Annotated in this window: 14 protein-coding genes; 13 read left to right on the plus strand and 1 reads right to left on the minus strand. The window is 37.9% G+C overall.

What is annotated here, in order from left to right; genetic code table 11:
• The first annotated feature begins 97 nt into the window (after window positions 1-97).
• The 5 genes from ACJ2A9_RS13970 (at window position 98) to ACJ2A9_RS13990 (ending at window position 3,928) form a co-directional block, all read left to right on the plus strand.
• A complete protein-coding gene (locus ACJ2A9_RS13970; protein WP_441422287.1) occupies window positions 98-571 on the plus strand; it encodes an 8-oxo-dGTP diphosphatase in 474 nt (157 codons plus the stop codon).
• 121 nt (window positions 572-692) lie between these two features.
• Complete coding sequence (gene rapZ / locus ACJ2A9_RS13975; protein WP_441422288.1) at window positions 693-1,577, plus strand: RNase adapter RapZ; 885 nt, start codon at window positions 693-695, stop codon at window positions 1,575-1,577.
• Complete coding sequence (locus ACJ2A9_RS13980) at window positions 1,537-2,541, plus strand: gluconeogenesis factor YvcK family protein (protein ID WP_441422289.1); 1,005 nt, start codon at window positions 1,537-1,539, stop codon at window positions 2,539-2,541. Before rapZ ends, ACJ2A9_RS13980 begins: the two co-directional genes overlap by 41 nt.
• Before the next feature lie 154 nt (window positions 2,542-2,695).
• A complete protein-coding gene (whiA, locus tag ACJ2A9_RS13985; protein ID WP_441422290.1) occupies window positions 2,696-3,643 on the plus strand; it encodes a DNA-binding protein WhiA in 948 nt (315 codons plus the stop codon).
• 27 nt (window positions 3,644-3,670) lie between these two features.
• Complete coding sequence (locus ACJ2A9_RS13990; RefSeq protein ID WP_441422291.1) at window positions 3,671-3,928, plus strand: HPr family phosphocarrier protein; 258 nt, start codon at window positions 3,671-3,673, stop codon at window positions 3,926-3,928.
• Between the two features lie 90 nt (window positions 3,929-4,018).
• Here ACJ2A9_RS13990 and clpP read toward each other — a convergent pair whose 3' ends face one another.
• Window positions 4,019-4,612: an ATP-dependent Clp endopeptidase proteolytic subunit ClpP gene (gene clpP / locus ACJ2A9_RS13995; RefSeq protein WP_441422292.1), complete on the minus strand. Its 594-nt coding sequence runs from the start codon at window positions 4,610-4,612 to the stop codon at window positions 4,019-4,021.
• Between the two features lie 410 nt (window positions 4,613-5,022).
• Between clpP and ACJ2A9_RS14000 the strand changes: the two genes are divergently transcribed.
• The 8 genes from ACJ2A9_RS14000 to gpmI all read left to right on the plus strand — a co-directional run bounded on the left by ACJ2A9_RS14000 (window position 5,023) and on the right by gpmI (window position 13,695).
• Window positions 5,023-5,304, plus strand: a complete 282-nt coding sequence (locus ACJ2A9_RS14000; protein WP_441422293.1) for an amphi-Trp domain-containing protein — start codon at window positions 5,023-5,025, stop codon at window positions 5,302-5,304.
• Window positions 5,305-5,699: 395 nt separating this feature from the next.
• Window positions 5,700-7,046 carry an RNA polymerase factor sigma-54 gene (gene rpoN, locus ACJ2A9_RS14005; RefSeq protein WP_441422294.1) on the plus strand — a complete coding sequence of 449 codons (1,347 nt, stop codon included), beginning with the start codon at window positions 5,700-5,702 and terminating at the stop codon, window positions 7,044-7,046.
• 148 nt (window positions 7,047-7,194) lie between these two features.
• A complete protein-coding gene (locus tag ACJ2A9_RS14010) occupies window positions 7,195-7,434 on the plus strand; it encodes a glutaredoxin family protein (protein WP_441422295.1) in 240 nt (79 codons plus the stop codon).
• A 259-nt stretch (window positions 7,435-7,693) separates the two neighbouring features.
• A complete protein-coding gene (locus ACJ2A9_RS14015; protein WP_441422296.1) occupies window positions 7,694-8,716 on the plus strand; it encodes a sugar-binding transcriptional regulator in 1,023 nt (340 codons plus the stop codon).
• Between the two features lie 140 nt (window positions 8,717-8,856).
• Window positions 8,857-9,864, plus strand: a complete 1,008-nt coding sequence (gene gap, locus ACJ2A9_RS14020; RefSeq protein WP_441422297.1) for a type I glyceraldehyde-3-phosphate dehydrogenase — start codon at window positions 8,857-8,859, stop codon at window positions 9,862-9,864.
• Between the two features lie 214 nt (window positions 9,865-10,078).
• Window positions 10,079-11,263 carry a phosphoglycerate kinase gene (locus ACJ2A9_RS14025; protein ID WP_441422298.1) on the plus strand — a complete coding sequence of 395 codons (1,185 nt, stop codon included), beginning with the start codon at window positions 10,079-10,081 and terminating at the stop codon, window positions 11,261-11,263.
• A 136-nt stretch (window positions 11,264-11,399) separates the two neighbouring features.
• Window positions 11,400-12,164: a triose-phosphate isomerase gene (gene tpiA / locus ACJ2A9_RS14030; RefSeq protein WP_441422299.1), complete on the plus strand. Its 765-nt coding sequence runs from the start codon at window positions 11,400-11,402 to the stop codon at window positions 12,162-12,164.
• A complete protein-coding gene (gpmI, locus tag ACJ2A9_RS14035) occupies window positions 12,157-13,695 on the plus strand; it encodes a 2,3-bisphosphoglycerate-independent phosphoglycerate mutase (protein WP_441422300.1) in 1,539 nt (512 codons plus the stop codon). Before tpiA ends, gpmI begins: the two co-directional genes overlap by 8 nt.
• Window positions 13,696-13,813: the final 118 nt, after the last annotated feature.

The raw sequence follows: 13,813 nt of genomic DNA on the forward strand, positions 1-13,813 counted from the left end.
GAAACAAGTGCAATACATAAACAGTTTAGAAATGGAAAATCAACAATATTGTTAGTGAATAAAAATGATAGTATACTTGAATAAAGAGGTGAATACTGTGCAAAGAGTAACGAATTGTTTATTGCGTAATGGTCAGCAAGTCCTCTTACTCCAAAAGCCCCGCAGAGGATGGTGGGTTGCACCAGGTGGAAAAATGGAGTCTGGAGAATCAATAAAAGAAGCAGTAATGCGCGAATATCGCGAAGAAACTGGAATTTTCCTGAAAAAACCACAAATTAAAGGTGTATTTAACTTTGTCATCATCGAGAACGACAAGATTATATCAGAATGGATGATGTTTACCTTTGAGACATCTGAATTCGATGGGGAATCAATGGAACAGTCGCCTGAAGGAAAGCTGGCATGGAAACATGTTGATGAAATAAATGAGTTACCAATGGCACCAGGAGATTATTTTATCTTAGATCATATGATAAATGGAGAAGGCGTTATGTACGGCACCTTCCATTACACACCAGAATTTAAACTGTTAAAATACCGCTTAGACCCTGAACCGAAAAAAATAATGTAAAATGTAAAATTTAAAATTTAAAATGTTGTAAGAGATTTCAAAGATGTTATCTTCCTAGAAATACTATAACCATTTTACATTTTACATTTTCAATTTTAAATTTAACCGTGGTGGTGATCGTATGTCGTTTGGGCAAGAGGATATTCAAATTGTCATAATTACAGGAATGTCAGGAGCTGGGAAAACGGTTGCTGTCCAAAGTTTTGAGGATCTAGGTTTTTTCTGTGTGGACAATTTGCCACCAGCACTCATTCCTAAGTTTGTAGATTTAATTGAAAGCTCCGACGGGAAAATGAATAAAGTAGCACTAGTTATCGATTTAAGAGGTCGAGAGTTTTTTGATCATCTTTTTGAAGCAATTGATGATTTAAGTAAAATATCACAAGTGAAGCCGCAAATTCTATTTTTGGATGCAAAAGACGCGGCACTTGTTCGACGTTATAAAGAAACAAGGCGTTCTCATCCTTTAGCTAAAAAGGGCCTTCCTTTGGAGGGGATTCAATTAGAAAGAAATATGCTGGAGGATTTAAAAGGCAGAGCACAGCAAATCATCGATACTTCGGATTTAAAACCGATTCAGTTGCGAGAAATCATTATTCAACGCTTTTCTAATTTTGAGCAGCAAGGCTTTTCGGTAAATGTAATGTCATTTGGATTTAAATATGGAATTCCGATTGATGCTGATCTTGTCTTTGATGTTCGTTTTTTGCCTAACCCTCATTATATTGACCATATGAGACCAAAAACAGGATTAGATAATGAGGTTTCATCATATGTTTTAAAATGGTCTGAAACACAACAATTCCTTGAGAAATTAGATGACCTTCTGACCTATATGCTTCCTCAATATAAACGGGAAGGAAAGAGTCAGGTGGTGATCGGGATCGGGTGTACAGGTGGAAAGCACCGTTCTGTAACGTTAGCTGAACATTTTGGAAAGAAATTTTCAAATGAATACTTAACACATGTTACACACCGAGACATCGAGAAGGGAAAGGAAAAATGACTTGAGTAAACAAAAAAAAGCTAATATTGTCGTTATCGGAGGAGGAACAGGCCTCTCAGTCCTATTAAGGGGTCTCAAAATGTTCCCAGTCGATATTACAGCAATTGTAACGGTTGCTGACGATGGCGGAAGCTCAGGGAGACTGCGGAAGGAATTCGACATTCCTCCACCAGGCGATGTTCGAAATGTTCTGGTTGCTTTATCCGAGGTAGAGCCGCTTGTTGAGGAACTGTTTCAACATCGATTTACGAACGGAAATGGCCTAACAGGTCATTCACTCGGCAATTTGCTTCTCGCTGGAATGACATCGATTACAGGTGACTTTGCCCAAGGGATACGTGAGCTGAGTCGAGTCCTTAATGTACGTGGAAAAGTACTTCCGGCAGCAAATCAAAGTATTATTTTAAAAGCAGAAATGGATGACGGTTCAATTGTTGAAGGGGAATCAAAAATTCCTCTTGCAGGAAAGAAAATTAAAAAAGTTTTCTTAGTACCAAAGCAAGTGAAACCGTTGCGTGAAAGTATTACTGCGATTCGCAGTGCGGATTTAATTGTTATTGGACCAGGAAGCCTTTATACGAGCGTGCTGCCTAATTTATTAGTCCCGGGACTGGCTGATGAAATAAGTCAGGCAAAGGCCAAAAAGGTATATATTTGTAATGTTATGACTCAACCTGGAGAAACTGATAGATACACTGCAGCTGACCATGTGCAAACATTATTTGATCACATTGGGCTTGAAATTTTAGATACGATTATCGTGAATAAACAAGCGATTCCAAAGGAAATCAAACTGCGGTACGAAAAGGAGCATGCAGAGCCAGTCTTATATGACCGTGCCCGCCTGCAGAAGCTGGGGCTGGAAATCGTAGACGAAAATCTGCTCCAATTTAACGGAAATTACCTGCGCCACAACGCAAAGAAAGTCTCGCAAATACTTTTAGAAACAATTAAGAAAACTTAAGAACAAATTTAGAATTTATAATGTATAATTTAGAATTGGTTGTGGGTATATCAACGATGATTTAGCACATATAAGAAGTTTTCTTCATAGAAAACACTTACACCAATTCTAAATTCTTAATTCTAAATTATAAATTATTGTGGAGGTGAGATAGGTGTCTTTTGCTGCTAAGACGAAGAAGGAGCTTACAATGCTCGAGATTAAGGAGTGTTGTAGTCAGGCGGAATTGGCAGCGCTTATTCGAATGAATGGCTCACTTTCATTTAGCAATCGGCAAATCGTCCTGGATATTAGTACCGAGAATGCTGCGATTGCTAGAAGAATTTATACATTAATCAAAAAATCTTTTGATATTCATGTAGAATTACTTGTTCGAAAAAAAATGCGCTTGAAAAAAAATAATGTGTATTTAGTACGAATTTCTAAACAAGCCAAGCAACTTTTAGAAAATCTTGGTATTATAGGAGAAGGTTTTACTTTTACGAGGGAAATTTCTCCACAGTTTACGAAAAAAAATTGCTGCAGGCGTTCATACTTACGAGGAGCATTCTTGGCAGGAGGATCAGTCAATCACCCAGAAACTTCTTCCTATCACTTAGAAATTTTTTCAATGTATGAAGAGCACAATCAATCTCTTTGTGAATTAGTGAACTCTTTTGGATTAAATGCGAAAACATTGGAACGAAAAAAAGGATTTATACTATATATAAAAGAGAGTGAAAAAATTACTCAATTTCTCAATGTGATTGGGGCACATCAAGCTTTACTGCACTTTGAAGATGTGCGTATTATGAAAGATATGCGTAATTCGGTAAATCGTCTGGTGAATTGCGAGACTGCCAACTTAAATAAAACTGTTGGTGCTGCAATGCGACAGGTTGAAAATATTCGATTCATCAATGAGACAGTTGGATTAGATGTTTTGCCAGGAAAATTAAGAGAAATTGCCGAACTGAGAGTGAAACATCAAGATGTAACTTTGAAGGAACTTGGAGAGATGGTTACAAGCGGCAAAGTAAGTAAGTCAGGAGTGAACCATCGCTTACGTAAGATTGACGAAATCGCCAACAAATTAAGATTAGGTCAAACAATCAATGAATAAGCTAAATAAAGAGGAGGTAAATAACCAGTGGTTCAAGAGAATATTGTAGTTAAATTAAAAACAGGTTTACAAGCACGTCCGGCTGCTTTGTTTGTACAGGAAGCCAACCGTTATCATAGTGAGGTTTTTGTAGAGAAAGATGGGAAAAAAGTGAATGCGAAAAGCATCATGGGAATTATGAGTTTGGCAATTAGCTCTGGCACAGAAATTACTGTCATTGTTGAAGGAAAAGATGAGGTTGAGGCTCTGAAAGGGCTTAAGGCTTTTGTAGAAAGAGAACAATAAGGAAAGGCTTCCCCAAATCACAATTTGGAGGAAGCCTTTATTTGTGTCGGCGCCTGGGCGCTTAAGGGTAAGTCACTTGCGTTTTCTTATCTATTCTTTCTTTGCGCTGCTTGCGATAACATCGTCAATTAAGCCATATTCTTTCGCAGCAGGAGCTGTCATGAAGTTGTCACGATCTGTATCGCGTTCAATCACTTCTATTGGCTGACCAGTACGCTCAGAAAGGATTTCATTTAACTTTTCACGCATTTCGATAATACGCTTCGCATGGATTTGAATGTCTGATGCTTGACCTTGTGTACCACCTAGTGGTTGGTGAATCATGACTTCACTGTTTGGAAGTGCATAACGTTTTCCTTTTTCACCTGCAGCTAGCAAGAAAGCACCCATAGAAGCAGCCATACCGATACAAATTGTTGAAACTTTTGGTTGAATGAATTGCATTGTATCATAGATGGCCATCCCAGCTGTGATGGATCCCCCTGGACTGTTAATATAAAGGGAAATATCTTTCTCAGGATCTTCTGCAGCAAGGAATAATAATTGAGCAACAATTGAATTCGCGACATTGTCATCAATCGCGCTACCTAACAAAATAATACGGTCTTTCAATAGACGGGAATAAATATCGTATGCTCTTTCGCCACGGTTTGTTTGTTCAATAACTGTTGGAATTAGGTTCATCTTAAATTCCTCCCTTTAATTAAGTTTTAAGTAAAGATACGCTCAGATCAAAATCTGACCGTTTAGTAAAGAAAGTATCGTATGTAAGTTCATGATACCGTAAAGGTCAACTAAGGTCAAATGATATGCTATCACCTTACCTTATTGTTAAATTCGGTGTTAACCAATTAAATCCTTTCTCAAAAATAATAAATTATGTAACAATATTTTGACACCCCACTCATTCACAGTCACTTTCAACATTTACTTTTAACTATACCCTAATACATCATAACCCTTTTGCGAAAAAATAATAACAGTGAAAAGGCTGTTTATAGTGCTAGGCAGTTAAAGTTCATATAATCTTTTTATTTTCGGATAAAGTAAACAAGTATAATGGTTTGTATACTAAACGAAAGAGGGGATTTCTAATGGAACAGCAAAGACCTGTAACAAATGTCATACTGAGGTACAAAGAAAAACAAAATGTTGAGGATTTTGCGATGATGTTAGAAACAATCGCCAAGAAGCTGAAAGAGCAAGGCAAATTTATTTTCGTTCAAAATGGTGAAGAAATTGAAGTTCAACCAGGTCCAGTCATTAAAACAGAAATTGAATATACGCAAAAAGGGGACAAGCATTCCTTTGAAATTGAATTTGATTGGTACGAAGGGAGACAAACCGAGCAAGGCGGAAAAATGGAAATAAGGTAATGGTTTCCACACATACCATTAAGACACTATCGATTTACGGATATAAAATATGAGAAAATGAAGTCAGTAAGTTAGTCCAACTTACCTGCTGCAGCTGCGCTATCATTATGATGATAGCGCAGTTTCAATTTTATAGAAAAAACAGTTATTTTTATGATAAAATAAGGTAATCACCTCATTTTGTAGGTATCGAGACAAGGTTTTCTTTCATATAATCAAAAAAGAAAACGTTTACAAGCATGGAGTGAAAGTTTAGAGTTTAGAGTGTAGAGTTGATTTTTTAGTACACTAGAAGCGGTTTTGCAGGAGTTTTCCTTCTTCAATGAAAAAGTTCGTCAACTCTAAACTCTAAATTCTAAACTCTAAACTAATAAGCAGTTGTAGGGGTGATGATGATGAATATGGATTTTGGATTATTTCAACAGCAGAAGTTAAAGCTTGTCATGACAAACGAACTGAGACAGGCTATCACCATTTTGCAATATTCAACATTAGACTTACTAGATTATATCCAAGAACAAGCGATTGAAAACCCTTTAATGGAGCTCTCTGATTCTACGGGCAATGAGGAGCAATGGGAGAAGTCATCGATAGAAGATTGGGAACCTAATTTAGATTCAAAGCCATATGAAGGCGATCCGACATACTCACCGCTTGATCATATTAGTAAAAATGAGGATGGTCTTCAGGATTATTTATTAAATCAAATCCGTTTTTTACAAATTAAAGATATAGAACGTAAGACAATGATGTACTTAGCGCTCAATCTGAATGACCATGGATATTTTGTAAGAGATGTTCATGATATTGCTCTTGAACTGAATGTGGATGTTTCTGTAGTGGAAACGTCATTGATGAGACTGCAGATGTTAGAGCCTGCTGGTGTAGGGGCTAGGAACTTACAGGAATGCTTACTGATTCAATTAAACGATTTAGAAAGTCGAGATGTCCTCGCAGAAACAATTGTTGAGCAATATTTGGATTTATTCGCTGAGAAAAAGTGGAAGCAGATTGCAAAAGAATTGTCTGTAACCGTCCAAGATATACAAGCTGTTTCTGATCTGCTGCAAACATTAGAGCCTAAACCAGGCGCTTGTTTTGGCGGCGATCCTTCTAAATACTTAATTCCAGATGTTACGATTGAGCAAGTGGAGGATGAATATTTTGTTATCGTCAACGATTCATTATTGCCAAGAATTCAATTAAACACGCAATATCGATCGTTGTTAAAGCAGAATGAGGAAACTGATGCCTCTAAGTTTGTTCATCAAAAATATCAACAAATGATGTGGCTATTAAAAAGCATTGACCAGCGCAGAGTCACATTAATGAAAGTGACTGAAGCGATTGTTCGTCACCAAAAAGACTTTTTTGATCATGGTCCAAATCATTTGAAACCATTAACGTTAAAGGAAATTGCTGAGGAAGTAGAAGTACATGAGTCAACGGTAAGCCGGGCAACGAATCAAAAGTACGTCCAAACGCCAAGGGGGCTGTATGAATTAAAGTATTTCTTTACTTCATCCCTAAGTACAGAAGATGGTGAACAAACATCGTCAAATAGTGTGAAAGAGTCTATCAAAGCATTGATTGAACAGGAAAATAAGGAAAAACCATTATCTGATCAAAAAATCGTGACACTACTTAAAGATCAAGGAATTGTCGTTTCAAGGCGGACAATCGCAAAGTACCGTGATGAAATGAGAATTCCATCATCTGCAAAGAGAAAGCGGTATGGGTGAGTTTCAATTTAGAATTTAGAATTAAGAATTTAGAATTAAAAGATAAGAGAAAAAGTAATGTAAAATTTAAAATTTAAAATGTAAAATGTAAATTGAAAAGATAATGAAAAAGATATAGTTAAAGATTTTGTAAAAGGGATGGTTGGATTTGGAGCGTGTACGTGTTGTGTTTTATTCGAAGGTGGATTGTCCTTTATGTGATAAAGGCTTAGCGGTTTTGCATGAAATTGATAAGGAAATTCCACTGGATATAGAAGTTATTGATATCTATCAGGACGATGAATTATTAGAAAAATACCAAATCATGATCCCGGTTGTCGAAATTAATGGTGAAGAAGTGGACTATGGGATACTGACGAGAGAAAAAATAGAAAAATACTTACGTTAGTTTAGAGTGTAGAATTTAGAGTGTAGAGTTTAGAGTTAATGAAAGATTCTCTGTGAAGAGCTTCTAGAAACAACATACAAACAACTATAAACTCTACACTCTTAACTCTAAACTCAAAAAAAGGGCTTGCCATAAGATTGATTCCTTGGTAAAATTGTGAATTATCAGGAGTTGATCTTTTTTTTGTTCTAGTCGGGACATAATATGTCTATGCGGGACAAAGATAGTCCACCGATGAATCCGTAAGGGGTAGATTCGTTTGAAAGTATTATTAGACATTCAAAAAAAATTATTACCGGACTTCCTGACTGTGATGAATGAGCGCTACCGTATTTTACAAACAGTGCGTTTGTTGGAACCGATTGGAAGAAGGAATTTAGCAACTAATTTAGGGATTTCAGAGCGTGTCCTTCGTGGAGAAGCAGATTTTCTGAAAGACCAAGGGCTAGTCAATGTTTCACCTTCCGGGATGAGTTTGACGGATGAAGGAAGACACTTGCTCTTTCAACTTGAGGACATCATGAAAGAATTATTTGGTCTAAAGGATTTGGAGGAGCAATTAATAGGGAAATTACCTGTCAAAGGGGTCGTCATTGTTCCGGGTGACAGCGATCAGCATCCATGGGTAAAGCAGGAAATGGGAAGATCATGTGTTAGCGAAATGAAGCGTAACCTCACTGGTGAAAAAATTATTGCTGTTACAGGTGGCAGTACTTTAGCGGCAGTTGCTGAGATGATGACACCTGATGAAACAATGAAAGAGGCGTTATTCGTTCCTGCACGAGGCGGTCTAGGAGAGCAAGTAGAAAATCAAGCTAATAACATATGTGCAACGATGGCCAGAAAAGCGCTGGGGCATTATCGCTTACTTCATGTTCCTGATCAACTCAGTACAGAAACGTATGAACGATTAATTGCTGAGCCATCGGTAAAGGAAATTCTTTCATTAATCAAATCGGCTTCAATGATCGTCCATGGAATTGGTGAAGCAAAAACAATGGCCAAGCGTAGAAAATCATCAGATCACGTAATAAGTAAGCTTGAAGAGATGGAAGCAGTTGCTGAAGCTTTTGGTTATTATTTTAACCAATCAGGGGATATTATCGATAGAGTGAATACTATCGGCCTACAACTTGAAGATGTAAAACAAAGTCATTCAGTAATAGCAGTAGCTGGTGGTCGTTCTAAAGCAGCGGCAATCGCCGCTTACATGAAAAGAAACCATAGTGACATTTTAATCACTGACGAAGCAGCAGCGAGAGAACTGTTACAGATAATGTAAAATTAAAAATGTAAAATGTAAAATTAATATCTTGGGTTTACACTCAAGGTAGAACTTAAGAGTTCTTCAATAAGGCTCTTACAACAATTTTAAATTATAAATTATTAAATATAAATTGAACTTATTGGGAGGAATTTTTTATGACGACGAAGATTGGGATTAATGGGTTTGGACGTATTGGACGTATTGTGTTTCGCGCAGCATTAAAAAATCCTAATGTTGAAGTAGTAGCGATTAATGACTTAACAGATGCGGAGATGCTTGCTCATTTATTGAAGTATGATTCTGTTCATGGAAGATTTGATGGAACAGTTGAAGCAACGCAAGGCGCTCTTATCGTTAATGGGAAAGAAATTAAAGTAATTGCTGAGCGTGACCCAAGTCAGCTTGGCTGGGGCAACTATGGTGTTGATGTTGTTGTTGAATCAACGGGCCGTTTTACAAAGAGAGAAGATGCAGCAAAGCATTTAGAAGCAGGGGCGAAGAAGGTTATCATTTCTGCACCGGCATCTGATGAGGATATTACAGTTGTTATGGGTGTTAACCATGAGCAGTATGATGCTGCAAACCACCATGTTATTTCAAATGCTTCTTGTACAACAAACTGTTTAGCGCCGTTTGCGAAAGTGTTAAATGACAAATTTGGAGTGCGTCGTGGAATGATGACAACTGTACACTCTTATACAAATGACCAACAAATTCTTGATCTGCCGCACAAAGATTATCGTCGTGCTCGTGCTGCTGCAGAAAATATTATTCCAACAACAACAGGTGCTGCTAAAGCAGTAGCTCTTGTACTGCCTGAATTAAAAGGAAAATTAAATGGTGGAGCAATGCGTGTTCCGACACCAAATGTTTCCCTTGTTGACCTTGTTGCAGAATTAGATAAAGAAGTAACAGCGGAAGAAGTGAATGCAGCATTTAAAGCAGCGGCTGAAGGTGAATTAAACGGCATCCTAGGATACAGTGAAGAGCCATTAGTTTCTGGAGACTACAATGGTAACCCATATTCTTCAACAATTGATGCACTTTCAACAATGGTGATGGAAGGAAATATGGTAAAAGTAATCTCTTGGTACGATAATGAAACAGGATATTCACACCGTGTCGTAGATTTAGTTGAATATATTGCCAAACAAGGGCTATAATCCTTGTAGAGGAATTTAATACATTGGGAGGAGAAAGTAATTTCTCCTCTTTTCAATGAACAAAAAAGAAAATGTAAAATTCAAAATGTTAAATGTAAAATTAATACGGGAAAATTCATAAGATGAAGTTATGAATTTCCTACTGCGTTTAGCCAAATAATAATTTTAAATTTTACATTCTACATTTTACATTTACTAAAAGGGGGATACTTCCATGAATAAGAAATCAATTCGCGATATTGATGTTAAGGGCAAGAAGGTTTTCTGTCGCGTTGACTTCAATGTACCGATGAATAGTGGTGAGGTTGGCGATGATACAAGAATTCGTGCTGCAATTCCTACAATTAATTATTTACTTGAGCAAGGAGCAAAACTAATTTTAGCTAGTCATCTAGGACGTCCAAAGGGACAAGTTGTTGAAGAATTACGATTAGATGGTGTTGCCAAAAGACTAAGTGACTTATTAGGGAAAACCGTAACCAAAACTGATGAAGCCTATGGTGAAGAAGTAAATAAAGCAATTGACGGTTTAAATGAAGGCGAGGTTCTTTTACTGGAGAATGTTCGTTTTTATCCTGGAGAAGAAAAAAATGATCCTGAATTAGCCAAATCATTTGCGGCTTTAGCTGATATTTATGTAAATGATGCATTCGGTGCTGCTCATCGTGCCCATGCTTCAACTGAAGGAATCGCACAGCACATCCCAGCAGTAGCCGGGCTTTTAATGGAAAAGGAACTTGAAGTATTAGGGAAGGCATTAACGACTCCTGAGCGTCCTTTTACAGCGATTATTGGTGGGGCAAAGGTAAAAGATAAAATTGATGTGATTAATAATTTGCTAGAAAAAGTGGATAACCTTATTATCGGTGGTGGTTTAGCCTATACATTCGTAAAAGCAAATGGTCATGAAATTGGAAAATCACTTTTAGAAGAAGATAAGATTGATCTCGCCAAATCATTTATGGAAAAAGCAAAAGAAAAAGGCGTTAACTTCTATATGCCAGAAGATGTGATTGTTGCTGACCAATTTTCTGAAGATGCAACTACACAAGTTGTTGATATTGATGCGATTCCAAGTGACTGGCAAGGATTAGACATTGGTCCAAAAACAGTTGATACATACCGAAATGTCATCATGGAATCAAAACTTGTCATTTGGAATGGACCAATGGGTGTGTTTGAAATGGAAGCATTTGAAAGAGGAACACGGTCCGTTGCAACTGCATTGGCTGATGCAAATGATGCTTATACAGTCATCGGCGGTGGTGATTCAGCAGCAGCAGTGGAGAAGTTTGGACTTGCTGACAGTATGAGTCACATCTCAACAGGCGGCGGTGCTTCCCTCGAATTCATGGAAGGAAAACAACTGCCAGGCGTAGTAGCACTTAATGATAAATAGAGTGTAGAGTTTAGAATTTAGAGTTTAGAGTTAGTGAACGGTTTCTCAAAGAAGTAAGTACTTCTTGAGAAAACATACAAACAACTCTACACTCTACACTCTCAACTCTAAACTAAAGAAAAGGTGGTTTTATAACATGCGTAAGCCGATTATTGCGGGGAATTGGAAAATGAATAAGACTTTGTCTGAAGCTAGGGCTTTTGTGAAAGAGGTTGATGGTCTCGTACCTCCGGAGGATAAAGTCGATTCAGTAGTATGTGCGCCTGCATTATTTTTAGATTGTTTAGTGGAAAATGCTCAAGGATCAGCATTGAAAATTGGTGCACAGAATATGCACTTTGAGGATTCAGGGGCTTTTACAGGGGAAATTAGTCCACTTGCTTTAAAGGATCTTAATGTAACTTATGTTATCATTGGACATTCTGAACGTCGTGAAATGTTTGCGGAGACTGACGAAACTGTAAACAAAAAGGTTCATGCAGCATTCAAGCATGGGCTAATTCCAATTATGTGCTGCGGAGAAACGCTTGAGCAACGTGAAGCAGGTCAAACAAATGACTTAGTCAAAGGACAAGTTGAAAAAGGATTAGCAGGCTTAACAGAAGAACAAGCAAAACAAGTGGTTGTTGCTTATGAACCGATTTGGGCGATTGGAACCGGAAAGTCCTCATCGGCTGAAGAAGCAAATGACACATGCGGAGTTATTCGATCCGTTATTGAAAATGTGTTTTCTAAAGAAGTAGCAGAGCAAGTTCGTATTCAGTATGGTGGCAGTGTGAAGCCAGAAAACATCAAAGATTATCTCAATCAGCCTCATATTGATGGTGCCCTTGTAGGTGGGGCAAGCCTTGATCATCAATCATTTTTACAATTGTTGGAGGCAGTAAACGAAAATGAGTAAAAAACCAGTAGCATTAATAATACTAGATGGGTTTGCTTGTAGGAAAGAGACGAAAGGAAATGCGGTTGCACAGGCAAAGAAACCAAATTTCGATCGTTATTGGGGTGAGTATCCTCACGCCCAACTACAAGCATGTGGAGAAGCAGTGGGATTACCAGAAGGACAAATGGGGAACTCAGAAGTCGGGCACTTAAATATTGGTGCAGGACGTATTGTGTATCAAAGTTTAACTCGTGTGAATAAGTCAATTCGTGAAGGCGAGTTTTTTGAAAATGAAACATTTGTTGAGGCGATGAAGCATGTGAAACAGCATAACAGTGCCTTGCATGTGTACGGACTTCTTTCTGATGGCGGTATTCATAGCCATATTGAACATCTATTTGCACTGATAGATTTAGCAAAAAAAGAAGGCGTAGACAAAGTGTATATTCATGGTTTCCTCGATGGGCGCGATGTTGGGCCAACAAGTGCAGAGGTATATATTAAGTCACTTGAAGAGAAATTAGCAACAGCAGGCGTTGGAAAAATAGCGACAATTCATGGCCGCTATTATGCGATGGACCGTGATCAACGCTGGGAAAGAGTTGAAAAATCGTACCGCGCCATGGTCTACGGTGAAGGTTTAAGTTATCGTCAACCACTAGAAGCGTTAGAAGATTCCTATAAAAACGGAATTCATGATGAATTTGTGCTTCCTTCTGTTATGACGAATGAGGATGGAAGTCCAGTCAGCACAATTCAGGACAATGATGGGATTATCTTCTTTAACTTCCGTCCGGACCGTGCGATTCAAATGTCGCAAGTGTTTACAAACGAAGATTTTCGTGGCTTTGAACGAGGTGACAAGCATCCAAAAGATGTCCACTATGTTTGCCTTACACATTTTAGTGAAACAGTTCAGGGATTTGTCGCTTTCAAACCGACAAACCTCGATAATACGTTAGGTGAAGTGTTGTCGCAGCAAGGCTACAAGCAGCTTAGAATAGCTGAAACGGAGAAGTATCCACATGTAACATTCTTTTTCAGTGGTGGTAGAGAAGAGAAGTTTCCGGGCGAAGAGCGTGTCTTAATTGACTCTCCAAAGGTTGCTACATATGATCTGAAGCCGGAAATGAGTGCGTATGAAGTAACTGATGCACTGCTGGCAGAAATAGAGGCTGATAAGCACGATGTCATTATTTTAAATTTTGCAAACCCAGACATGGTGGGTCATTCGGGTATGTTAGAGCCAACGATTAAAGCCGTTGAAGCCGTTGATGAATGTCTTGGGAAAGTCGTTGATGCGATCGTAGCAAAAGGTGGTCACGCCGTCATTACTGCTGATCATGGAAATGCTGATGAAGTCATCACACTAGAAGATACACCAATGACAGCTCATACGACAAACCCGGTTCCAGTTATTGTTACGAAAAAAGGTGTCGAGCTAAGACAAGACGGCATTTTAGCAGATCTATCACCTACGGTCCTCAATCTACTAGGTGCAAACCAGCCAAAAGAAATGACAGGACAAAGCCTTATAAAGGGCAGTTAAAAGTTAAGAGTTTAGAGTTATTGTGGGTTAAATCTTTGATGCCAAGTAATTGAGAAATAATTGATAATAGAGGATTTATTTTTTAAAATATTATGGTATGCTTTTCCAAGACATCATT

Origin of the sequence: Anaerobacillus sp. MEB173 (assembly GCF_052119505.1) — a bacterium.
Taxonomy (GTDB): domain Bacteria; phylum Bacillota; class Bacilli; order Bacillales; family JBJMAU01; genus JBJMAU01.

Excerpts from the sequence above, each read along its gene's own strand:
- rapZ (WP_441422288.1), top strand. The coding sequence starts at position 693 with ATGTCGTTTGGGCAAGAGGATATTCAAATTGTCATAATTACAGGAATG.
- ACJ2A9_RS13980 (WP_441422289.1), top strand. The coding sequence starts at position 1,537 with ATGTTACACACCGAGACATCGAGAAGGGAAAGGAAAAATGACTTGAGT.
- clpP (WP_441422292.1), bottom strand. The coding sequence starts at position 4,612 with ATGAACCTAATTCCAACAGTTATTGAACAAACAAACCGTGGCGAAAGA.
- ACJ2A9_RS14000 (WP_441422293.1), top strand. The coding sequence starts at position 5,023 with ATGGAACAGCAAAGACCTGTAACAAATGTCATACTGAGGTACAAAGAA.
- rpoN (WP_441422294.1), top strand. The coding sequence starts at position 5,700 with ATGAATATGGATTTTGGATTATTTCAACAGCAGAAGTTAAAGCTTGTC.
- gap (WP_441422297.1), top strand. The coding sequence starts at position 8,857 with ATGACGACGAAGATTGGGATTAATGGGTTTGGACGTATTGGACGTATT.
- ACJ2A9_RS14025 (WP_441422298.1), top strand. The coding sequence starts at position 10,079 with ATGAATAAGAAATCAATTCGCGATATTGATGTTAAGGGCAAGAAGGTT.
- tpiA (WP_441422299.1), top strand. The coding sequence starts at position 11,400 with ATGCGTAAGCCGATTATTGCGGGGAATTGGAAAATGAATAAGACTTTG.
- gpmI (WP_441422300.1), top strand. The coding sequence starts at position 12,157 with ATGAGTAAAAAACCAGTAGCATTAATAATACTAGATGGGTTTGCTTGT.